We start from the raw sequence: 21,735 nt of genomic DNA, 5'->3' as shown, positions 1-21,735 counted from the left end.
GGGTCGACCCCGGACGACGAGACCCCTCCCGGGTCGGTACGCCGCCCGCTGCCCGAGGAGAGGGACGGACCCGGCGACCGCGGACGCCCCGGCGCCGAGCGCCCGGCGCCTGCGGACGTGCGGGGGGACGGCGTCGCTCGCGGCCATCGGCTGCTCCTCGGTGGGGTGGACGACGGGTGGGGCCTGCGACCCCACGGGCGTCGGCCGGGCGGCAGGTCAGCGCGCGGAGCGCTCCCCCGGGGGCGCAGGTGCCTGCAGGGTCCGGGCACGTCGGGCGCCGAGCGCGCCGACGCCGGCGACGACCAGGTCACCGGCAGTCTGGACGATCCGGCTCATCAGGACGAGCACCACCACACCGCCACCGCCACCGCCGAGGACGGGGGCCATCAGCGCGCCCAGGACGAGCTCGCGGGCCCCGAGCCCGGCGGGGGTGACCACGACGAGGAAGCCGACGACCCAGGCGAGCGCGTACGCGCCGACGGCCAGCAGGAACGAGGACGGCGTCGCCGGCACGCCGAGGGCAGCGGCGAGCAGCCACACCTGGGCGCCCACCACGACCCAGCCGAGGAGGGCCCACGCGGTCGCGACGAGCGTGCCGCGCGTCGTCAGGGGATGCTCGAGGGGCTCACGTCGCGCGAGGCGCATCGCGGCGGCGAGCAGGCGGTTGAGCACCGGGGGCACGAGCGCGGCGACGCACAGCGGTGCGACGAGCCACAGCCACCACAGGTCCAGGGCGTGCGTGTCGGCGACCGCGAGGGCGGGCAGGCCGAGGGCGAGGCCGCTGACCACCGACACCAGGACCGCCACGGCCATGGCCGACATCGAGCGTCTGCGCGGGATCGCCAGGTCTGCGCCGAGCTCGCCCGCCGCGACGATGTTCCACACCCCGCCGGGGACGTACTTGCCGAGCTGGGAGACGCCGAACAGGCCGAAGGCCTGCGTCACGGGCAGGCGTGAGCCGAGATCGGCGAGCACCGCGCGCCACGAGAGCATCGTGCACACGACGTAGGCCACGCTCACGACGAGTGCCGCTCCGACCGCGGCCGGCGGGACCTGCGTCACGGCATCGGCGATCTCGGCGCGCTGCTGGACGACGGCGACCACGGCGGCGCTCACGGCCACGAGGACGAACCCTGCGCGGACCCAGCGCGAGCGCAGGACCGCCACCAGCCGGCTCACGCGCGACCCCGCAGGACGACGTCGAGGTCGCCCACCACGGCGGGAGCGGTGAACCGCGCGTCCGCCCACGCCCGCGCCGCCGCACGTCGGGTCTCGAAGGCGTCGGCGTCGTCGGCGAGCCCGCGCAGCACGTCGGCGAGCGCGTCCGCGTCCCCTGGGGGGACGAGCACCGCCGCCTCGCCGAAGGCCCTGCGCTGGGGTGCGGTGTCGCTCGTCACGACGAGACACCCGGCCGCCGCACCCTGGTACGCCTTGTTCGGCACGACCCTCGCCGCCTTCTCGCCCGTGCCGAAGATCCCCAGGCACACGTCGTGCGCGGCCACCAGGGCAGGCAGGTCGTCGGGCGTGACCCAGGGCATCCGCTCGACGTGCGGCACACCGTCGAGGAGCTCGTCGACGGCCACCTCGTCCTGCCCGGTCCCGACGAAGGTGGCGTGCACCGCACCGCCGAGGTCGCGCAGCGCACGGGCGATCACCGGTGCACCCTGCAGGGGCGTGAGCATCCCGAAGAAGATCACGCGCAGGGGGCGGCCACGGACGGGCCCCTGCGCCGAAGCGCGCGCCGCGAACCACCGCGCGTCGGCACCGACGGGGACGACGACCGCGCGCGCGGCCACGTCCGGCCCGAGGAGCTCCAGGTGCTCGGCGGTGTCGACGACGACGACGTCGGCGCGTGCGAGCGCGAACCGGTCGAGGGCTACGAGCGCGCGCTGCTTGAGCGCACCCCGCTCCCCACGGTCGACCGCGGTGCCGGCGCCGGAGATCAGGTAGTCGAGGACGACGGGGGCCGGACGCAGCAGGAGCCGCACGAGCCCGACGTCGAAGTGGCCCAGGTGACCGACGACCACGGCGCGCGGGCGCGGTCCGCGCCGCCGCCGCGCGGCCAGGCGCGGCCCGAGGCGCGACCAGGCGCGCAGGAGTGCGACCGCGAAGCCCGGCAGGTGCAACGGGTTGCGGAGGACCTCGACCCGACGGCGGGTGTCGAACCGGAGGGGCTCGACCACGCGCTCGACGTCCCAGCCCCGCGCGGCGAGACCCTCGAGCAGCACGCGGACCCGGGGGTGGGCCCCCTCGTCGAACGTGCCGGCCGCGAGGAGCGTGCCGAGGGGGGCGGAGCCGGCGGGCACGTCGTGCACCGAGGGTCCTGGGTGCCCTGCGGGCACGGGTCGGTGTTCGTGGGCCTGCGCCGGCACGTGGGGTCCGTCCTGTCGCTGCGGGGCGCCCGCTGGGCGGCGGGGCCGAGCGGCGATGATACGCCGAGCAGGACGCCCGCGGCGCCGGTGCCCGGTCACCCCCGACGTGCGCCAGACTATGTGCCCATGCGCGGAATCATCCTGGCCGGCGGCTCCGGCACCCGGCTGCACCCGATCACGCTGGGCGTGAGCAAGCAGCTCGTCCCGGTCTACGACAAGCCGATGATCTACTACCCGTTGTCGACGCTGATCCTGGCAGGCATCCGGGACGTCCTGGTCATCACGACCCCGCACGACGCGGAGCAGTTCCAGCGGCTCCTCGGCGACGGCTCGCAGTTCGGCATCTCCATCAGCTATACCGTGCAGGCGGAGCCCAACGGTCTGGCGCAGGCCTTCGTCCTCGGGGCCGACTTCATCGGCGGCGAGGCCGCCGCCCTGGTCCTGGGCGACAACATCTTCTACGGGCCTGGTCTCGGCTCACGGCTGGCCCGCTTCCACGACGTGGACGGCGGCGCCGTCTTCGCCTACCGGGTGGCCGACCCGACGGCCTACGGCGTCGTCGAGTTCGACGCCGACGGCCGTGCGCTCTCGCTGGAGGAGAAGCCCGCGCACCCGAAGAGCTCCTACGCGGTGCCCGGGCTGTACTTCTACGACAACGACGTCGTGGCGATCGCCCGCGACCTCGCCCCGTCGGCGCGCGGCGAGTACGAGATCACGGACGTGAACCGGGCGTACCTCGAGGCAGGGCGGCTCCAGGTCGAGGTGCTCCCCCGAGGCACGGCGTGGCTCGACACGGGCACCTTCGACTCCCTCCTGGAGGCGTCGGACTACGTCCGCACCATCGAGAGCCGTCAGGGCCTCAAGATCGGGTCGCCCGAGGAGGTCGCGTGGCGTCGGGGGTTCCTCTCCGACGCCGAGCTCCGGGAGCGGGCCGAGCGACTGGTCAAGTCGGGGTACGGGAGCTACTTGCTGGGGTTGCTGGAGGAGGCGCGGCCGTAGCCTGCGCCACCGCCCGCGGCGGCGGAACCGTCGCGGGCGGGCACGGCCCCGTGGTCGAGCGCCTCGGTGGACCAGCCCTCCCACGCGTGCCCCACGTCGGCCGGACGCCGGTACTGCAGCTCCTTGATGCGTTCGAGCTGGTCCTCGAGCAGCACACGGTTGGTCCGCTGCAGGTCCGAGAGCACCCCGAGCGCGAGCGAGAGCAAGGACGCCACGGCCATGATCGCGCCGAAGATGAGGGACTGGACGTTGCCGGCGGCGGCGCCGTCGCGCACCAGCCAGAGCGCGACGAAGCGCACCATGGGGACCAGCGAGATCACGCCCAGCACGGTGGCGAGCGTGATGAAGACGACCTGCGGCTTGAACATCAGGTACGAGCGCACGATCGCCGAGGCGGACTTGCGCATGTGCTGGAAGATGTTCTTGAACAGCCGTGACTCACGCGTCTTGGGGTTCGTGGTCACGGGGACCGAGACGATCCGCAGGCGCTTGTGCCCGGCCTGGATGATCGTCTCCATGCAGTAGCTGAACTCGGTGACGATGTTCAGCCGGATCAGCGAGGCCCGCGAGTAGGCACGGAAGCCGCTGGCCGCGTCGGGCAGGTCCGTGTCGGCCGCGCCGTTGACGACCTTGCTGCCGATGCGCTGCATCATCTTCTTGAACGGCGAGAAGTGCGCGATCGTCGCCGTCTGCCGGTCGGCGATCACGATGTCGGCCTCGCCGGCGATGACGGGGGCCACGAGGTCCGGGATCCGGTCCTGCGGGTACTGGTTGTCACCGTCGGTGTTGACCACGACGTCCGCCCCCTGCGCGAGGGCGTAGTGGATGCCGTCACGGAACGAGCGCGCGAGACCCATGTTGCGGGTGTGCCGCACGATGTGGCGGACGCCCAGGGCACGGGCGACCTCCACCGTGCGGTCGGTCGAGCCGTCGTCGACGACCAGCACCTCGAGCTCGTCGACGCCGTCGATGCGGTCGGGGATCGAGGCGAGGACCGCAGGGAGCGTCTCCTCCTCGTTGAGGCACGGGATCTGGATGAAGACCTTCATGGGAGCCCTGTCGTGGCATCGGGGGCGTCGAGCGCCGGAGGATGGGGGGATGCTACCTGGCGGAGGGTGCGCCGTGGCCGAGCACGACGGCGCCGGCCGCGGCCCACCGCTCACGCCATCCGCCGATGGGGGTCACGCCTGCGGCGTGCAGCGCACCGTGCCCCAGCACGGAGTACGACGGCCGCGGGGCCGGGCGCTCGGACGCGTCGGTCGCGGTGGGCGCGACGATCGCCGGGTCCATCCCCGCCGAGGCGACCACCGCCTGGGCGAACCCGAACCACGAGGTGCTGCCCGAGGAGGTGCCGTGGTAGGTGCCGCCCGGGGCGCCGGCAGCCACCAGACGCAGGATCAGGTCGGCGAGGTCGACGGTCCACGTCGGCTGTCCCACCTGGTCGTCGACGACACCCAGGGAGCCGCGCTCGACGGCGACCCGCGCGATCGTCCGCGGGAAGCAGGAGCCGGCGGCGCCGTAGAGCCACGCGGTCCGCACGACGAGAGCGTCCGGGTGCTCGGCACGCACGGCCCACTCCCCCGCGGCCTTGGTCCGCCCGTACGCCGAACGGGGAGCGACCGGATGGTCCTCCCCGTACGGGTCCGTGGCGTCGCCGGCGAACACGTAGTCGGTCGACACCTGGACCAGGCGCGCACCACGTTCCCGCGCCGCACGGGCCAGGTAGGACGGCGCGGCCGCGTTGACGGCGAAGGCCGCCGCCTCCTGCTCCTCCGCGGCGTCGACGGCCGTCCACGCAGCGCAGTTGACGACCACGTCCGCGTCGGGCAGGGCCGCGTCGACGGCGCGCGCGTCCGTCACGTCGACCTGGGCACGGTCGAGGCCGACCGCCTCGTGCCCGGCGTGCGCGAGCGCCGCCATGACGTCCGTCCCCAGCATCCCGTTGCTGCCGACCACAACCCAGCGCACCGCGCTCCTCCCGCCAACCCGTCCCCGCCGGACGGTCGGGTGCCCACCCTAGGACACGCGCGGCGGCCGCTACGCTGACCGTCGGCGCGACCCCGCTCCGCCACGGTCGGCCCGCTGCGGCCCGGACCGTGCGCGACCCCACCACGGAGAGGACCCCCATGACGTTCCGCGAGCTCAGCGTCCCCGGCGCCTGGGAGATCACCCCCCGGCAGTTCGTCGACGAGCGCGGCGTCTTCCTCGAGGCGTTCCAGGGAGCGCCGTTCGCGGCGGCGGTGGGGCACGCACTGACGGTCGCCCAGGCCAACTGCTCGGTCTCGGCCGCCGGTGTCGTGCGCGGCATCCACTTCGCCGACGTCCCGCCCGGCCAGGCGAAGTACGTCACCTGCACCCGCGGCGCCGTGCTCGACGTCGTCGTCGACATCCGCGTCGGGTCGCCGACCTTCGGCCGCTGGGACAGCGTGCTCCTCGACGACGTCGACCGGCGGGCGATCTACCTGGAGGAGGGCCTGGGGCACGCGTTCATGTCGCTCGAGGACGACTCGACGGTCATGTACCTGTGCTCGACGCCGTACGCCCCCGGTCGCGAGCACGGCGTGCACCCGCTCGACCCGCAGGTCGCCGTCGCCTGGCCGACCTCCGGCCGCGACGGTCGCCCGCTGGCCCCGCTGCTCTCGGACAAGGACGCGCAGGCCCCGTCGCTCGCCGAGGCTGCGCAGACCGGTCTCCTGCCGACGTGGGACGCGGCCCGCGCCCACGTCGCCTCGCTCGCGCGGTGACCGCCGGGACCTGCGTCGTCGCGGTCGTGGTGACGTACCACCCCGACGTCGCCCGCACCGGCCGCCTCCTCGCCGCGCTCGCCGCGCAGGTGGACCGGTGCGTCGTCGTCGACAACGGCACCGAGGGGCAGAACGCGCAGGCGCTGCGTGCGACGTGCGACGAGGTCGGCGCCGAGCTCGTGCCGCTCGGGCGCAACGCAGGGATCGCCGAGGCCCAGAACGTCGGCATCGGCCGGGCGCGGGGCTGCGGGGCGACGCACGTGCTCCTCTCCGACCAGGACAGCGACCCCGCGCCCGACATGGTCGAGCGCCTGCTGGCGGGCGCCGCCCGGGCCGCGGCGCGCGGCGAGCGCGTCGGCGCCGTCGGCCCGATGGTCGCCGAGGACCGCGGCGACGGGGACGTCATGGTGTACGAGGCCCGCACCTGGGGCCCACGGCGCACGCGCGGCCTCCCGGACGAGGACGGGCTGCTGCCGGTGGCGTTCCTCCTCGCGTCCGGGACCCTGATCCCCGTGGAGGCCCTCGACGAGGTCGGCGCGATGCGGTCGGAGTGGTTCATCGACCACGTCGACCTGGAGTGGGGGCTGCGGGCCCGAGCCGCCGGGCGGACCCTGCACGCGGTCGCCGACGCCCACCTCGCCCACCAGCTCGGCGACGCCGTCGTGCGGCTGCCGGGGCGGCGGCAGGAGATCCACGTCCACCCGCCGGTGCGCGTCTACTACCTGACCCGCAACACGCTGCTCCTCGTGCGGTCGCGACTCATGGGCTGGCGGTGGGACGTCGGGTACGTCGTGTGGCTGGGCAAGTACGTCGCGTTCAACACGCTCCTGGTGCCGGGACGACGCAACCGTCTGCAGCTCGCCCTGCGAGGCCTCCGCGACGGCCTGCGCGGCCGGACGGGACCGGTGGCGCCGTGACCGGCGCGCCCGTGCGGTGGTACCGGGACCCCGTCCGGCTCACGCGCCTCGCGGTCGCCGCCGCGGCCGCCGCGGCAACGGCGTCGGCCGCCACGCACGCCGCGCTGTCGCCCGCGTTCTCCTCCGGCGACGAGGCAGCGCACCTCGACTACGCGTACCAGGTGTGGACCGGCGGGCTGCCGGTGTTCGAAGAGGGCCTGGTCGTCCAGCCCCCCGTGGGGTACGCGCCCCCTGTGCAGTGGGTCGCGCAGCACCCGCCCCTGTACTACCTCCTGCAGGCACCCGTCGTCGGACCGCTCGTCGACCTCGGCCGCCCGGTCCTCGCCGCGTACGCCGGCCGTGCCCTGAACGCGCTGCTCGCCGCCGCGCTCGTGCTCGTCGTCGCCTGGGCCGCGGCCCAGGTCGCGCCGCGGACCCCGCGCCTACGGGTCGCGGCGGCCGTCGTCGTGGCGGCGAGCGCCTGGGTGGCCCGGGTCGGCGGCGCCGTCTACAACGACCTGCTGGCCGCGGCGACCGCGACCCTCGTCATGGGTGCGACGGTCGCCCTGCTGCGCCACGGCGGGTCACGCGCCCGCTGGGCCCTCCTCGCTGCCGCCTGCGCCGCGGCCCTGCTGACCCGCGCTGCGCTCGTCGTGGTGATCGCCGCGTGCCTGGCCGCCCTCGTCATCGACGCCGTCGTGCGGTCGCGCGGCTGGCGTGCCGTGCTGACCACGTCCGCCGCCGCTGCCGCGACGCTCGTCGTGGCGGTGCTGCCGTCGTCGTGGTTCTGGTGGCGCAACGTCCGGCTCACCGGCGACGTCCTCGGCGGGCACCCCGAGTGGGCTGCCGAGCACCTCGACCGGGTGAGCCGTCCCTGGACGGACGTGCTCACCGACGTCGGCTCGTGGCGCGCGCTCTGGTCGCTGCACAGCCACGACGTGCTGCCCCGCGGGACGACCACGACCGTGCTGCTCGTGGTGCCGGTGGCGCTGGCGCTCGTCGGCCTGGCGGTCGTCGCACGCCGGGAGGTGCCGCGGGCGCGGGAGCACCTGGCCGTCCTCGTGGCGCTGGGCGGCCCCGTGGTGGCGGTCCTGGGGATGCAGGTGCTCTACGCCGCGGGCGGCGGAGGTCTCAACGCCCGGTACCTGATGCCGCTGCTCCTGCCGGTCGGCCTCGCGGTGGGTGCCGGGCTGACCTGGTCGCGGCGGGCCGCGCCGTGGCTGCTGGGCGCCTGGGCGGCCGCGGCCTCCGTCGAGAACGTCGTCCGGGTGCGCCGTGCCCTGCTCTCCCCGCCCTCGGACCCGCTGGTCCATCCCGGCGTCGCCCTGGTCGCCGCGTCGGCCGCGATCGTCGCGCTCACGGTGACGGTGGCCCTGCACGCGCGGCTGTGCCGCGTCGGCGGGCGGCCCGCTGTCCCGCAGGTCGCCGGCGACTAGCATGCGCGAGGGCCACGCGGCCCTCGCGCGTGCCCGACCCTCCTTGGAGCCCTCGATGCCTTCTCTCAGCCGCCGCGTCCGTGGCCGGCTCGCCCCGCTCGGTCTCGCCCTGGCCGTGGTCGGCCTGGCCGCCGCGTGGGCGATGGCGTCACCGGTCGGCGGCACCCCCGACGAACCCGCGCACGTCGAGTACGCCTGGGGGGTGGCGACCGGGCAGGTGCTGCCGGGCAACGAGCGTGTCGTCGTCGACGAGAACGGTGCGTCGGTCGTGCACGTGCGCATGCCGACCAGCCTCCTCGAGTACGAGAACCGGACGTGCTACCAGGGTGACCCGAGCGCGTCTCCGGGATGCGGGTGGGAGTCGTCGCTGCACCCGCAGGACGAGGTCGATCGTCCGACCTACATGACCCGTTACCCCCCGCTGTACTACGGCGTCGTCGGGACGGTGCTGCGCGTCGGTCTGGAGGTCGGCCTGTCGGGCCACCACACGCTGCTGCTCGCCCGGTTCGTCTCGGGCGTCCTGAGCCTCGGCATGGTCGCGGGCGCCGCGCTGGTGCTGGCTCGCCGGGGCTGGCACGCGGGTGCGGCCGTCGCCGTCCTCGCCGGGCTCACGCCCGTGATGCTGTCCCTCGCCTCGTCGGTCAACCCCAACGGGTTCGAGGTCGGCGCTGCGGTGCTGGGCGCGGCCCTCGTGGTGGCGGTGCGGCACGACCACGCGGGGGCGGCGGCCGTGCGCACGCCCACCGTGACCGCGCTGCTCCTCGCGCTGGTCGCACTCACGTGGACCCGCCCGCTGAGCCTCGTGTGGGCGTTCCTGCTCGTCGGGGTGCTGCTGCTCCCCGGCGGACCGCTCGGCGGGCTGTGGCAGCGGCACCGCTGGGCGGTCGTCGCGGCCGGTGCGTCCCTCGTGGCCGCCGTGGCATGGCTCGGGTGGGCGACGCAGACGCGCGTCATCGGCGAGGAGGACGACTCGGTCGACTGGGGCACCATCCCCGTCGACGTGCGCACCCTCCTCGTCCTGCTGAAGTTCGGCGACCTGGTGCGGCAGATGGTCGGCTGGATCGGGTGGGACACCACGCTGCCGGACCTGGCGGTGGTGGGGTGGGTCGGCGTCACCGTCGTCGCGGTCACGCTCCTGGTGACGGGGTCGGCCAGGGCATCGACGCGGCTGCGCGACGCCTGGGGCTTCCTGGGGCTGTCCGCAGCCGTGGTCGCCGCGTACTCGATGCTGACCGCCTTCGGCTGGCAGGGCCGCTACCTGCTGCCGGCCGTCGCCGCCGGCCTGGTGCTCGCGGTCCCGTCGATGCAGGGGGCGAGCCTGTCGGCCACGACCCTGCGGCGCACGGTCGTCGTCTCGTCGGCCTGGTTCCTCACCGTGCAGCTCGGCGCGCTGTCGTGGTTCCTCTGGCGGTACATGTACGGCGTCGAGTCGGTCTACGCACGGTTCGCGGCCCTGCCGCTGCGCATCGACGACGTCGGCTGGATCCCCCCCGTCAGCCAGGCGGTCGTCCTGGGCCTCGGGCTCGTCGGGACGCTCACGCTGGGGGCCGCGCTGGTCGGACCGGTGGTCGTGGCCGCACGCACCGCGGCTGCGGGCGACGGCCACGACGCACCCCGGCCGGTGCGCGCGGCGGAGGGTCAGTCGAAGTAGCCGGTCACGTCGAGGATGACGTGCGTGCTGCCGGAGTGGTTGTACACGGCAACCCTGCCGCCCGTTCCCGTGGTGACGACCACGCCGTTCGCCTGCGTGCGCCCACGCGCCGCGTTGAGGTCCGACGTGGGCGGCAGCGCAGAACCTGTCGCGTAGGCCCGCAGGTGCGTCGTCGAGGCCGTCTGCGAGACGGCCACGAGCGACCCGACGACAGCGACCGCACTGCTCGGCACGGCGGAGGACGTCGCGACGTCGACGCGTCGGCCCGCGCCGACGGGCGTGGCGGTGCGCGTGTCGAGGAGGCGGACGGGCTGGACGGGCGTGAACCGGGCCCCACCCGCAGCACCTGGTGCCCCGAACCACGCCGAGATGTCGACCACGACGTGCGTGGGAGCGCCGACGACCGCGACGGTGATCTTGCCGCCGACCACGGGGACGACCGTGCGGTTGGCGACGTCCCGGCCCGGGTCGAGGTTGACCGTGGAGACGGCGGGGCGGGTCCCCGAGCCGTAGGCCACGACGTACCCCTGCCCGGACGCCCGGGTCGTCGTGACGTTGACCGCCACGGCGGAGAGGCCGGCTGCAGGGACGCCGAGGGCGGACGCGACGTCGACGGAGACGGTACCGCCGGCGGGGACCGGGGTGGTCCTCGCCGTCCGCGAGTCGTACGCCCGGACCGGCGCGGAGCTGTGCAGCGCGGCCGAGGCGCCGGACGTCGTGTAGTAGCCGAGGACGTCGACGATCTGGTGCACGGTTCCCGCGGCGTTGTACGTGCTGACCCGACCCGACCCGCCGACCGCGACCGTCACCGTCGCCGCCTGCGTCCGCCCGGCGCCCGTGTTGAGCACCGACGCGTCGGGCATGGGCGCACCGGCGGGCCACACGCGCAGGTGGGTGTCCCGGCTGGCGTGGACCGCAGTGATGTTGAGGACCACCGCGGTCACGCCGCTGGACGGCACGCCCGCACGGCCGGTGACGGCCACGTCGACGCGCTGACCGGCGCCGAGGGACCCGAACGTGGTGCGCGTGTCCAGCAGACGCGTCGGCGCCACGGGGACCAGGCCCGCGTCAGGGACCAGAGGCACGGGGGCGACCGTCGGCGGGTCCGCCGCCCGCCCGACCTCGACCGTCGCGCTGAGCGTCGACGTGCGGCGACCTGCCGCGTCGGTGCCGCGCAAGCTCATCCGGTACGGTCCGGCGCCGACGACCGCCCCCGCGTCGGTGCGGGCGTTCCACGCGGCCGTGAACCGTGAACCGGCCGCAGCGGTTCCGGTGCGGGTGGCAGCGATCCGCCCGGTGCGCGCGTCGACGACCGTCAGGACCCAGCTCATGGAGACGTTCGGCACCGCCGAGACGGAGACGGAACCGCCGCTCGCGACCGACGTCGTCGACTGGCGCAGCCCCGTCAGGGTGGGGGCGGCGGTGCGGGGCAGCCACCACGTGGAGCGCAGACCGAAGGCGGGGTTCGTGATGTCGGCGGTCCCGGTCGAGCAGACCAGGCGGACCTGCGTGACGCGTCCGCCCAGCGCCCCGCGGCCGTCCCGTCCGAGCACCTCGAGCCGCTGCAGGCGCCCTCCGCTTCCCGGGCACGACGCCTGGACCGTGGAGACGGCCAGCTGGGCCGTCCACGTGGTCACCGGGTCACCCGGGGCGGTCCCCGTCCAGGGGTCGGCCTTCGCGACCTGGTAGGGCACCGAACCGGCACGCGTCCACCCGCCGTTCGACGACGAGAACTCGGTGAAGGCGACGGCGCCGGCGAAGGTACGCACCTCCCGCGCGGTGTCCGCGATCGCACCGTCCGTACGGCTGTGCTCGCGGCTCGTGACCGCGCCGGCAGCGGTGATCGTGCCGGCGCCGCCGTAGACCTGGCACGCGGTGGTGTCGCAGATGTCGATGGCCGAGGAGCCCCGGTGCGCCTTCTTCCACAGGGCGTAGGACCGAGCGGCGACGGCTTGCGCTCGCAGGGCGTCGACGTCCCAGGACGCCGGGACCTCCCGGGGCACGACGCCGCGCAGGTAGGCCTCGGTCGGCACGACGTTGGTGACGTCGAACGCCGAGCCTGTGGTGGGGCGGACCTCGACCGCGCCGCGGTACCACGTGCCGGAGGTGCTGCCGGTCGACGGCGCGACGACGACACCGTCGGCGGTGGCGAACGTCGTCGTCCCGCGGAAGACCAACGGCGACTCCCACGGCCCGTTGAGGGTCTTCTGCCGGCGCACCGTGACCGTGCTCCCCGACACCGTGACCGTGAAGCGGCGGGCGGCCTGCACCAGCGAGACCTGCGCGTTCGTGCCGTCGTCGGTGCGCACGCCGCTGACCGTGAAGGTCCGGCCGGGCGGGTTCCACAGCGTGACGGTGGCAGCGGGGGTGTGTGCGGCGAGCCCGACGCGCAGGCTCGTCGCCGCCTGCGTCGTCGCGGTCGTCCCGGGGTAGTAGAAGGCGAGGATGTCCCGGTACCCGACACCCTGCGCCGCGGCTCCCTGGGCGCCCCACTGCGACAGCCCCCGGCCGTGACCGTAGCCGCGCCCGTCGACCGTCCACGTCCCGGACGACGGGACGGAGTAGGACTCCGCGGCGGACGCCGGTGCGGCGGTGAGGGCCAGACCCGTGGCGGCGAGCACCACAGCGGTCAGGCCGGCGACGGCACGGCGGACGGCACGCATGGGACGGACCTCTCGGTGGGGGCTGCGTCCACTGTAGGTCGGCCCGGAGCGGGCGGACCGGTCGCGGCACGCAGGCCGCCCGGATCACCCCGGTCCGTCCCGCGCGCCCCCGCGGCGTGTCAGCCGCGCACGCGGCGCCCCACCTTGCCCGCGACCCTGCGGGCGACGCCACCGACACCTTCGGCCTCGTGCACACGACGTGCGGCCTCCCAGCGCAGGCGCCACGGCCCGGCGGGCCGCGTCCCGTCGTCCGGGGGGTAGCTCTCCACCCACGCGTCGGCGGCGCTCCAGGGCTCGTCGTCGGCGACGGGCTGCCACGTGGTCGTCCTCGGCGCGTCGCGCAGGAGGAGCCCGGCGTGCGCCTCGAGCAGCAGACGCCGGTACTCCTGCCCCTGCCGGGCCGGCGACCAGCGCAGCAGGGCCTCACGCCGGGCCAGGCGACCGGTCCGCGCCCTGACCTCGGCGTCGTCGAGGAGCTCGGCCAGCGCCTCGACCCACGAGGCGTGGTCGGCGGCCAGCCGGCCCGTCCTGCCGTGCTCGACGGCCTCGCGGAACGGCTCGGTCGGCGAGGCGACCGTCGGGGTCTCGACGAGCGCGGCCTCGAGCCACTTGATCGCCGACTTGGACTCGTTGAACACGCTGTCGCCCACGAGCGGCGCCAGGTTCACGTCGACCTGTCGCAGCCGTGCCGGCAGCTCCGTCCACGGCAGCATCGGCAGCCGCCGGACCCGGTCCGCGACCTCGTCCAGCGCGGGTCCGGTGCCCAGGTGCCCGCCGAGCCACAGCTCCACGTCGGGGCGGTCGCGCATCACCTCGAGCACCGCGGGCTCCACGGCCGCCCAGTCGGCGTCGTGGGTCGTCGTCCCGGAGAAGTAGCCGATCCTCAGCGGTCCCGGGTCCCGGGGCAGGGCGAGCGCCCGCTCGCTCAGCGCGCCGAGGGCGCTGCCGACGCCGTTCGCGAACCGGAACGTGGGCAGCCCCGTGAGGGCCCCGACCCGTTCGCAGAGGATCGCGGTGCTCCCCACGTACCCGTCGCAGGCCTCCAGCGTCGTGCGGTACCGGGCCACGCCGCGCCACCAGAGGTCGACCTCGGCGTCGTCCATGCCGTCGAGACCGTGCACCTGACCCCGCAGACCCGGGTCGACGATGAGGTCGTCGATGTCGTACAGCACGGGCACGACGCGGTCACGTGCGTGCACCGCGTCGATCATCTGCAGCACCTGCACGGTGGCGGGCACCCGGTACACGACCACCGCGTCGGCCTGCTGCGCGAGCTCGAGCACCTCGGGGTCCCGGTAGTGGCGGACGTCGGTGTGCACGCCGGCGGAGCGCAGCCCCTCGGCGGGCAGGTGGACCCGGTACCGCAGCGGGGCACCCTGGATCCCGACGACGAACAGGACGCGACGCAGCAGGGTGTCCTGCGCGGCGTCGACCGTCCGGTCGGGCAGGGTCGGACCCTCGACCAGGCGCTCGTACGTGCCGACGAGACCGGCGACCTGGTCGTCGAGCCCACGCACGCGGACCGCGGGGGCCTCGGCCTGCATGCGGCGCACCAGCGCGGGGTCGAGCACCAGGCGGCGCAGGGCGGCACCGAGCGCCTCAGGGTCCGCAGCGGGCACGACCAGACCGTTGCGCCCGTCCTCGACGACCTCCTCCGGCCCCAGCGTGTCCGTGCAGACGACCGCGAGGCCGGCACCGAGCGCCTCGCGGGTGAGGATGGAGTGGGACTCACGCATCACGGAGGCCAGGACGAGCACGTCGTGCGACGCCAGGACCGTGGCGAGCTCGGCAGGCCGGTACCCCGGACGGGCACGGACGCGGGCGTCGCCCCGCAGGTCGCCCAGCGAGGCTGGGTCGACGCCGTAGAGGTCGGCGGTCCACCCGGGCGTGCCACGCAGACCGCGCAGCGCGGGCAGCAGGACGCCGAGGCCCTTCATGGGGTCGGCGCCGCCGGCGAACAGCAGCCTCACGTCGCCCTCGGCCTCCTCGCGGGGTGCGGCCTCGGGCAGGGCGGGCAGCCCGTTCTCGTCGACCATCACACGCGTCTCGTCGACGCCGTTGGCGACCATGACCCGCGCCGCGCTGGCCGAGGGGACCAGCACCAGGTCGGCGTCGGCGAGGTGACGGCCCAGGGCACGGTTGCGCTCCACGAGCCAGCCGTGGTCCACCGCGCACGGGCAGCCGCCGGCCTCGACGGCGAGGCTGCACGGTCGCATGTCGGGAGCGACGAGGAACTGCCTGGCGCAGGACCACCAGAAGTCGTGCATGGTCACCACGACGCGGGCGCCGCTGCGCGCGGCCACGGTGACGAGCTCCGCGCCCAGCGTCTGCAGGGAGTGCAGGTGCACCACGTCGGCCGGCTCCGCGGCGAGCCAGGCACGGAAGTCCTCCGTCACGCCCGGGTTGATCGAGTTCTTCGGGTCCGACCACGCGGTGAACGGTGTCGTGGAGACCCAGCGGACCGGCGTGCCGTGCTCGTCGACGTCGTCCCACGAGGTCAGGGGGGCACGTCCGCCGCGGACGTTGCCCGCGTAGACACGCACGTCGTGCCCGAGCCGCCGCATCCGGTGCGCGAGACGCTGGGGCACCAACGTCCCCCCGCTGACCACGTCGGGCGGGTAGTGGGCGGTGACCTGCACGATACGCACCGCAGAATCCTAGACGTCCGATGCTCTAACCTCTCCGCATGACCAGCGAGGTCGAGGACCCCGAGAGCTGGCGCGACCTGCTGCGCGACGCCGACGCGCGCATCAGGGCCCGCCGGGACGCCACCCGTGACCGTGACGAGGTGCGCACCTTCGAACGACGTGTCGACGAGCTGAACGCCGAGGTCACGGCGCTGCGCGCAGCCGTCACCCTGCGGGAGAGGTTGCTGCGCGAGCAGGACGTCGCGCTGCGCGAGCGGACCCGGGCCCTGGAGGAGGCGCTGCGCGAACGTGACGCAGCTCTCGACCCGCCGCTCGGCACGCTCGCCCGGCGGACGGCGGGCGCGGCCAAGCGTCGGGCGGTCGCGATCGTCCGCGACGGCCGCACGTCGTGACCGCGCACGCACCCGGGCCCGGCGCGGACCGCACCGACGCCCCACCCGTGCTGAGCATCCTCCTGCCGGCGGGCTCCGACCCCGACGAGGTCCTCTCCTCCGTCGGGTCGGCGGCCCTGGTGCGGGCGGACGACGCGACGTGGGAGCTGGTCGTGGCCGGCACTGCCGACGCGCTGCGCCCGGCACGAGCCTTCGAGCAGCCGTGGCTCCGCTGGGTCGAGACCGGGCCCGGGAGCCGGGCCGCCCTGCTGCGTGCCGCGCTCGCCGTCGCCCGCGGCGGGCACGTCGCCGTCGTCGGTCCGGGCGACCGGCTCGACGCGGGAGGTCCGACAGCCCTGGAGAACCACCTGCGCGCGCGGCCGGAGGTGGACGTGGCGTACACCGACGAGCTCCGGGACGACACGGGGCGCACCCCGGTGGTGCGCAAGCCGGCCTGGAACCTCGCCTACCTCCGCGGCTGGGACTACCTGGGCAGGCTGTGCGCGGTGCGGCGCACCCTGCTCGACGAGGTCGGCGGCTTCGTCGACGACCGGGACGGCGCCGAGGAGTGGGACCTGCACCTGCGGTGCGCCGAGCGCTCGCCACGGGTCGACCACCTGCCGGTCGTCGGCCTGCTGCGCCCGGGGCCGGTCCGGGTGCCGGACGAGCGCGAGCGCGCCGCTCGTCGGGCGGCGGTCGCCGCGCACCTCGAGCGCACCGGCGCACGGGCGACGGTCGAGGACGGCCCCGTGCCCGGCTCGGTGGTCGTGCACCGGCACGTCCCCGACCCGGCACCGCTCGTGTCCGTCGTGGTTCCGACCGCGTCCCGGTCGCGTCGGGTGCACGACCGGGACGTCCTGCTGGTCGAGCAGTGCGTGCGCACCCTCCTGGAGCGCACGGCGTACCCGAGCTGGGAGCTGGTCCTGGTCGCCAACGGTGACGAGGACCCGACCGTCGTCGACAGGGTCGCCGCCCTGGCCGGCGAGCGTGCCCGGGTGGTCCGCCCGACCGGCCCGTTCAACTTCTCCCGCTCCGTCAACGAGGGGGTGCGGGTGGCCCGTGGCGAGATCGTGCTCCTGCTCAACGACGACGTCGAGGCGCTCGACGACGGGTGGCTCACGCGGATGGTGTCCGTGCTGCAGGAACCCGGGGTGGGCGTCGTGGGCGCCAAGCTGCTCTTCGAGGACGGCACGGTCCAGCACGTGGGCGTGGTCAACGGGGACGACTGGCTGCCGGTGCACGCACGCCGCGGCGAGCCGGACGACCTGAGCGACGGCGACGTCGGTGTCCTCGACGCCGACTTCCTCGTCGTCACCGGGGCGTGCCTGCTCGTCGCACGGGACACGTTCGTCGAGGTCGGCGGCTTCTGCGAGGACCTGCCTCTGAGCTTCAACGACGTGGACTTCTGCTACAAGGTCGTGACCTCCGGGCAGCGGGTCGTGTGCACCCCGCTGGCCCGCCTCGCCCACTACGAGTCGTCGAGCCGGAGCACGGCCGTCACGGCGGCCGACCTCGAGATGGTTCGTGAGCAGTGGGATCTCATGGCGCTGGCCGACCCGTACCGCAACCTGCGGACGGTGCGCTGACGGGGCCGCGACCGCTGCGGCCCCGTCGGCGCACCGGTCAGCGCGACGCCCTCCAGGTCTGCCAGCGCCAGCGCACCTTGGACAGCACCGCGCGCACCCCGCCCGAGCGCAGGTGCCTGCGCACGGCCCCGAGGTCCGCCCTGACGCCGCGGCCAGCGGGCGCGCGGACCGGGGCAGGCGCGTCCACCGGCCGCTCGTGCGGGCGGTCCGCCGCGTACCAGGGGTCGAGGCAGTACTCCACGAGCGGCGCGAGCACCTGCGACCACCGGAACCGCGGCGCCACCTGCCGCACCTGACGTCGCATGCGCCCGCCCTCGTCGGCGAGCGCGGTGCGCAGCGCCGCGACGAGCGCGTCGACGTCCCGGTCGGGCACCGACACGCCGAGCCCGTGCTCGTCCACGAGCTCGGCGAACGCGTCACCCCGCGTCGTCACGATGGGCAGACCGGCCCAGAGGTAGTCGAGGATCCTGGTCCGGAACGAGAACTCGGTCTCGACGTGGGCGAAGTGCGTGCTGACACCCACGTCGGCGTCGAGCAGGTGGTCGGCCCGTCGCGCGTACGGGACCCACTCCTCGTTGAAGTGCACGACGGTACCGGTCAGGCCGAGCTCGTCGGCCACCCGGCGCGCCTCGACCGCCACCCGCATCTGCGGGACGTCGGGGTTGGGGTGCTTCATGCCGAGGAAGTAGAGCCTGACCGCGGGGTCCTCGGCGTGCAGCCGACCGATCGCCCGGACGAGCGTGACCGGGTCGAACCAGTTGTAGACGCCGCCGCCCCAGAGGACGACCTTGTCGTCGGGACCGATCCCGTCGACGACCCCCCGCACGGCGTGCTCCTGCTGGACGGGCGCGTCGTCGGCGAGCCCGAAGGGCACGACCCGCACGAGGCGGTCGAGGCCCGGGTCGTCGTCGTAGGTCGCGGGGTTGACGCGCCCTGCCGCGGCCAGGTGGCCGAGCCACAGGTCACGCTGGCGCCGCGAGGCGCACAGGAAGAGGTCCCCGCGCGCGATCTGGGCGTCCAGCTCCGCGCGCGCCCGGTCCAGGGCCTGCGCGCGGACCTCGGGCGTCTCGTACCGGTCGACCTCGAGCGTCTCCAGCTGGAAGGGGTCGTAGAGGTCGACCACGATCCGCTGGGGGCAGGACTGCAGCCAGGGGAAGGTCCGCACGACGAAGCCCTGGAGGACGACGACGTCGACGGCCTCGACCTCCGCGCGGAAGCTGCCGACCTCGATGTGGCGTGCGGCGAAGCCGTCGCCGTCGACCGAGCACGCGCCGAACGTCACGAGGCGGACGTCCGCACCGGCTGCGGCCAGGTGCCGGGAGATCTCCCACGCCCGGATCGCCGGCCCCGCCATCTGGGGCGCGAGCGTGTCGAGCGTGACGACGAGCACGGTGCGCCGGCCGGCAGCGGCCGGGGGCGGTGCCACGCCGCTCACCGCTCCCCCTCGCGGACGCCCCACCGCGCGTCGAGATGGAGGTAGCCACCCGACTCGGTGGTGCCGGCGTGCGTGACCTGGAAGCGCACGGCGTCACGCCGGTAGTCGTAGACGTGCGTCGTCGAGGTGTCCACCGCGGACGCCATCAGCGCGAACAGGCCGGGCTGCAGGGCGAGGCGGGGCACCCGGCACTCGACCACCCCCGAACCGTCGGCGCGCGCCACCTCGAGCTCGGCGTCACGCGTGTTGGAGGCCCACAGGTAGACGCCGTCGTGGGACTCCAGCGCCAGGCCGAAGACGGGACGGTCGACCGGACGGCGCGCGCGGTAGTGGACGCGCACGGAGACGTCGGCGCCGCTGGGCACCTGCTCGACCGGGACGCCGTCGTGGACGAGCTCGACCTTCTCGACGGTCACCTCCCCGCTCCCCCAGCGCACCCGTCCTTCCTCGTCGAGCCGGACCTCCTGGCGGGCCGAGTCGGCGTAGCGCTCGAGCACCGGACGGGCGTCCCCGGTCTCGACGAGCCGGCCGTGCGAGAGCCACGCGGCCCCGTCGCACATGGCGCGCAGCGAGGCCATGGAGTGCGAGACCACGACGACCGTCCGACCCTCGCGGCGGAACTCGGCGAACTTCTCCGCGCACCGCTCCTGGAACGCCGCGTCACCGACCGCCAGGACCTCGTCGACCAGGAGGATCTCGGGGTCGACGTTGATGGCGACCGAGAAGCCGAGACGCACGTACATGCCCGAGGAGTAGTTCTTGACCGGCTGGTCGATGAACTCCTCGACGCCGGAGAAGCCGACGATGTCGTCGAACTTGCGGTCGATCTCCTCGCGGGTCATCCCGAGGATCGAGCCGTTGAGGTAGACGTTGTCGCGCCCGGACAGCTCGGGGTGGAACCCCGACCCGACCTCGAGCAGCGCGGCGACCCGGCCGTTCGCCCGGATCGCACCGGTGTCCGGGGTGAGGATGCGCGCCATGCACTTGAGCAGCGTCGACTTGCCCGACCCGTTGTCCCCGATCAGACCGAACGTGGTGCCCTCGGGGATCTCGAAGGAGACGTCCTTCAGCGCGCTGAAGTCCTCGTACACGGCCCGCCGGCCGCGCATGATCGCCGCCTTGAGCGTCTGGTTGCGCTCCCTGTAGATCCGGAAGACCTTGGAGACCTGGTCCACCGTCACCGCCGCGCTCACAGCGCCTCCGCCAGTCGTGCCTCGTGCCGGCCGAAAACCCACAGACCCACGGCGAGCGCCACGGCGGTCCAGCCGAGGCACATCGCGATGCTGTCGAGGTCGGGCCAGCGGTTGTCGTAGAGCAGGTTGCGGAACACCTCGGCGAACCGCTCCATCGGGTTGAGCCGGTAGATGTCGGCGACGGTGACCGAGCCGACCACGGGGCCGAGCCGTCCGGAGGCCTCCGTGACGAGGGAGACGGGGTAGACGATCGGGGTGGCGTAGAACCAGGCCTGCATGATGATGCCGACGAAGTGCTGCGTGTCGCGGAAGTAGACGTTCGCGATCGACAGGGTGAGGGCGACCCCGAGGGCGAACAGCGCGAGCACCGCCATCGCGAGGAGCGTCGCGGGGACGAACAGGAGCGGCTGCCCGCCGACGACGAGGAGCGCGACGAGCAGGACCGCCATCTCGATCCCCCATGTGAAGACCAGCGAGAAGGTCGACGACAGGGGCAGCGTGATCCGCGGGAACCACACCTTCTTGATGAGGTTCTCGTTGGCGACCAGGGAGGACATGCCACCGTTGACGACGTTCGCGAAGAACGACCACGGCAGCAGCCCGCACATGAGCCAGACGGCGAACACGTCGAGACCGGACGGGTCGCCCGGCTCGGGCTCCATCCGGATGATGAAGGCGAAGACGACGGTGAAGATCACCATCTGGGCGAGGGGGTTGACCAGGGACCACAGCTGGCCCAGGAGCGTCCTCTTGTACTTGCCCTTGACCTCGCGACGGGTCAGGTTGGCGAGCAGCTCGCGCGATCCGCGCAGCTCGGTGACGACGTTCACGGACGCACCCGCCTCCGCAGCTCGCCGTACGCGCGGCGGGGGGCGCGCAGCAGCCGCCACCCGAGGGTCTCCTCGATCCGAGCGCGGTCGGCGATCGCGGCGTCGCGCTCGGCGCGCGTGCGCTCGAGCTCGGCGCCCAGGTCCGCGGCACGCTCCTCGATGCGCTCCCGGTCGGCCGTGACGGCCGTGAGGACACCGTCGGCGTCGTCACGCATGGCTCGCAGGACGAACTGGTAGGTGAGCGCGTCGGGCTGCGTGCGGACCCAGTCCACGACGCCGTCGGGGAGCGCGCCGGCGTCGACGAGAACCTCGCCCGCGAGCGGGTCGAGGGTCGTGGTCCGCAGGTCGACGACCGTCAGGCCGGCGTCGCGCACGAGGGCCCGCAGGCTGGTGCGGGTGAGGAACCGCAGGTGGGTGCTGTCGAGCAGGCCCCGGTCGCGGTACTCCCAGCGGCCCTGGAGCAGGGCGAGACGCACGGAGCCGTGCGCGACGTTGGGCACCGAGATCACGACCGAGCCACCGGGCGCGAGCAACGACGTGACCGAGCGCAGCACGGGGACGGGCTCGGGGAGGTGCTCGAGGACGTCCCCGAGCACGATCACGTCGTACGTGTGCGGGGCCAGCTCGGCCGCGAGGTCGAGCTGGGTGAGGTCGCCGACCACGAGCTGCGCCAGGTGCGGCCGGGCCGCCTCGGCCGCGGTCGGGTCCATCTCGACACCGCTGACGGTGCAGCCGCGGGCGGTGAGCGCCTGCGCGAGATATCCGGTGGCACACCCGATGTCGAGCACGGTCTTGTCGACCCCGATCAGCTCGAGCATCAGCGCGTGGCTGGTGTTGGTCGCGCCAGGATCGACCGTGGCGTCGTAGGTGGGCATGGGTGCGTGGGTCTCCCGACGGGTGAGGATCAGCCG

Annotated in this window: 17 protein-coding genes; 7 read left to right on the top strand and 10 right to left on the bottom strand. The window is 74.4% G+C overall.

Annotated elements, in window-relative coordinates; translation table 11 throughout:
* Nucleotides 1-216: 216 nt before the first annotated feature.
* Nucleotides 217-1,179, bottom strand: a complete 963-nt coding sequence (locus FBY24_RS13830) for a lysylphosphatidylglycerol synthase domain-containing protein (RefSeq protein WP_142161449.1) — start codon at nt 1,177-1,179, stop codon at nt 217-219.
* The gene (locus FBY24_RS13825; protein WP_160158520.1) at nt 1,176-2,315 is read right to left on the bottom strand and encodes a glycosyltransferase family 4 protein; all 1,140 of its coding nucleotides are present in this window, start codon (nt 2,313-2,315) and stop codon (nt 1,176-1,178) included. Before FBY24_RS13825 ends, FBY24_RS13830 begins: the two co-directional genes overlap by 4 nt.
* A gap of 183 nt (nt 2,316-2,498) precedes the next feature.
* Between FBY24_RS13825 and rfbA the strand changes: the two genes are divergently transcribed.
* Nucleotides 2,499-3,371 (top strand): glucose-1-phosphate thymidylyltransferase RfbA, encoded by an 873-nt coding sequence (rfbA, locus tag FBY24_RS13820; protein WP_142161445.1) that lies wholly within the window; start codon nt 2,499-2,501, stop codon nt 3,369-3,371.
* On the opposite strand, the gene FBY24_RS13815 is transcribed toward rfbA, so the two are convergent.
* Together FBY24_RS13815 and rfbD are read right to left on the bottom strand one after the other, a co-directional pair.
* Entirely contained in the window at nt 3,335-4,420 is a 1,086-nt protein-coding gene (locus tag FBY24_RS13815; protein WP_142161443.1) for a glycosyltransferase family 2 protein, read from the bottom strand. The two genes, rfbA and FBY24_RS13815, sit on opposite strands and share 37 nt — an antisense overlap.
* Before the next feature lie 52 nt (nt 4,421-4,472).
* Nucleotides 4,473-5,339, bottom strand: coding sequence for a dTDP-4-dehydrorhamnose reductase (rfbD, locus tag FBY24_RS13810; protein ID WP_142161440.1), 867 nt, complete (start codon nt 5,337-5,339; stop codon nt 4,473-4,475).
* 158 nt (nt 5,340-5,497) lie between these two features.
* On the opposite strand from rfbD, the gene FBY24_RS13805 reads away from it, so the two are divergent.
* Genes FBY24_RS13805 through FBY24_RS13790 form a run of 4 tightly spaced genes read left to right on the top strand, consistent with a single transcriptional unit; the run spans nt 5,498 to nt 10,098 of the window.
* The gene (locus FBY24_RS13805; protein WP_142161438.1) at nt 5,498-6,115 is read left to right on the top strand and encodes a dTDP-4-dehydrorhamnose 3,5-epimerase family protein; all 618 of its coding nucleotides are present in this window, start codon (nt 5,498-5,500) and stop codon (nt 6,113-6,115) included.
* Nucleotides 6,112-7,032, top strand: a complete 921-nt coding sequence (locus tag FBY24_RS13800; protein WP_142161436.1) for a glycosyltransferase family 2 protein — start codon at nt 6,112-6,114, stop codon at nt 7,030-7,032. The genes FBY24_RS13805 and FBY24_RS13800 overlap by 4 nt, the downstream gene beginning before the upstream one ends.
* On the top strand, nt 7,029-8,447 hold the full coding sequence (locus FBY24_RS13795; RefSeq protein ID WP_142161434.1) for a hypothetical protein: 1,419 nt from the start codon (nt 7,029-7,031) through the stop codon (nt 8,445-8,447). The genes FBY24_RS13800 and FBY24_RS13795 overlap by 4 nt, the downstream gene beginning before the upstream one ends.
* Before the next feature lie 55 nt (nt 8,448-8,502).
* The gene (locus FBY24_RS13790; protein ID WP_160158519.1) at nt 8,503-10,098 is read left to right on the top strand and encodes a DUF2142 domain-containing protein; all 1,596 of its coding nucleotides are present in this window, start codon (nt 8,503-8,505) and stop codon (nt 10,096-10,098) included.
* Here the strand turns inward: FBY24_RS13790 and FBY24_RS13785 are convergent.
* Nucleotides 10,086-12,761, bottom strand: a complete 2,676-nt coding sequence (locus FBY24_RS13785) for a SpoIID/LytB domain-containing protein (RefSeq protein WP_142161430.1) — start codon at nt 12,759-12,761, stop codon at nt 10,086-10,088. The genes FBY24_RS13790 and FBY24_RS13785 overlap by 13 nt on opposite strands.
* Nucleotides 12,762-12,880: 119 nt before the next feature.
* Nucleotides 12,881-15,409, bottom strand: coding sequence for a glycosyltransferase (locus tag FBY24_RS13780; RefSeq protein ID WP_142161428.1), 2,529 nt, complete (start codon nt 15,407-15,409; stop codon nt 12,881-12,883).
* A gap of 38 nt (nt 15,410-15,447) precedes the next feature.
* Here FBY24_RS13780 and FBY24_RS13775 point away from each other — a divergent pair, with 38 nt between their 5' ends.
* Together FBY24_RS13775 and FBY24_RS13770 are read left to right on the top strand one after the other, a co-directional pair.
* Entirely contained in the window at nt 15,448-15,801 is a 354-nt protein-coding gene (locus FBY24_RS13775) for a hypothetical protein (RefSeq protein WP_142161426.1), read from the top strand.
* Nucleotides 15,798-17,366: a glycosyltransferase gene (locus FBY24_RS13770; protein WP_142161424.1), complete on the top strand. Its 1,569-nt coding sequence runs from the start codon at nt 15,798-15,800 to the stop codon at nt 17,364-17,366. The genes FBY24_RS13775 and FBY24_RS13770 overlap by 4 nt, the downstream gene beginning before the upstream one ends.
* A 37-nt stretch (nt 17,367-17,403) precedes the next feature.
* Here FBY24_RS13770 and FBY24_RS13765 read toward each other — a convergent pair whose 3' ends face one another.
* From FBY24_RS13765 to FBY24_RS13750, 4 genes are read right to left on the bottom strand one after another with little or no spacing between them, the layout of a single operon-like run.
* Nucleotides 17,404-18,792, bottom strand: coding sequence for a glycosyltransferase family 4 protein (locus tag FBY24_RS13765; protein WP_255432396.1), 1,389 nt, complete (start codon nt 18,790-18,792; stop codon nt 17,404-17,406).
* Between the two features lie 5 nt (nt 18,793-18,797).
* Nucleotides 18,798-19,994 carry an ABC transporter ATP-binding protein gene (locus tag FBY24_RS13760; RefSeq protein WP_222117252.1) on the bottom strand — a complete coding sequence of 399 codons (1,197 nt, stop codon included), beginning with the start codon at nt 19,992-19,994 and terminating at the stop codon, nt 18,798-18,800.
* The gene (locus FBY24_RS13755) at nt 19,991-20,824 is read right to left on the bottom strand and encodes an ABC transporter permease (protein ID WP_142161422.1); all 834 of its coding nucleotides are present in this window, start codon (nt 20,822-20,824) and stop codon (nt 19,991-19,993) included. Before FBY24_RS13755 ends, FBY24_RS13760 begins: the two co-directional genes overlap by 4 nt.
* The gene (locus FBY24_RS13750; protein ID WP_142161420.1) at nt 20,821-21,699 is read right to left on the bottom strand and encodes a methyltransferase domain-containing protein; all 879 of its coding nucleotides are present in this window, start codon (nt 21,697-21,699) and stop codon (nt 20,821-20,823) included. The genes FBY24_RS13755 and FBY24_RS13750 overlap by 4 nt, the downstream gene beginning before the upstream one ends.
* Between the last annotated feature and the right edge of the window lie 36 nt (nt 21,700-21,735).

Source organism: Cellulomonas sp. SLBN-39 (genome assembly GCF_006715865.1).
GTDB lineage: Bacteria > Actinomycetota > Actinomycetes > Actinomycetales > Cellulomonadaceae > Cellulomonas.
This window is presented reverse-complemented; position numbering and strand designations above follow the sequence as displayed.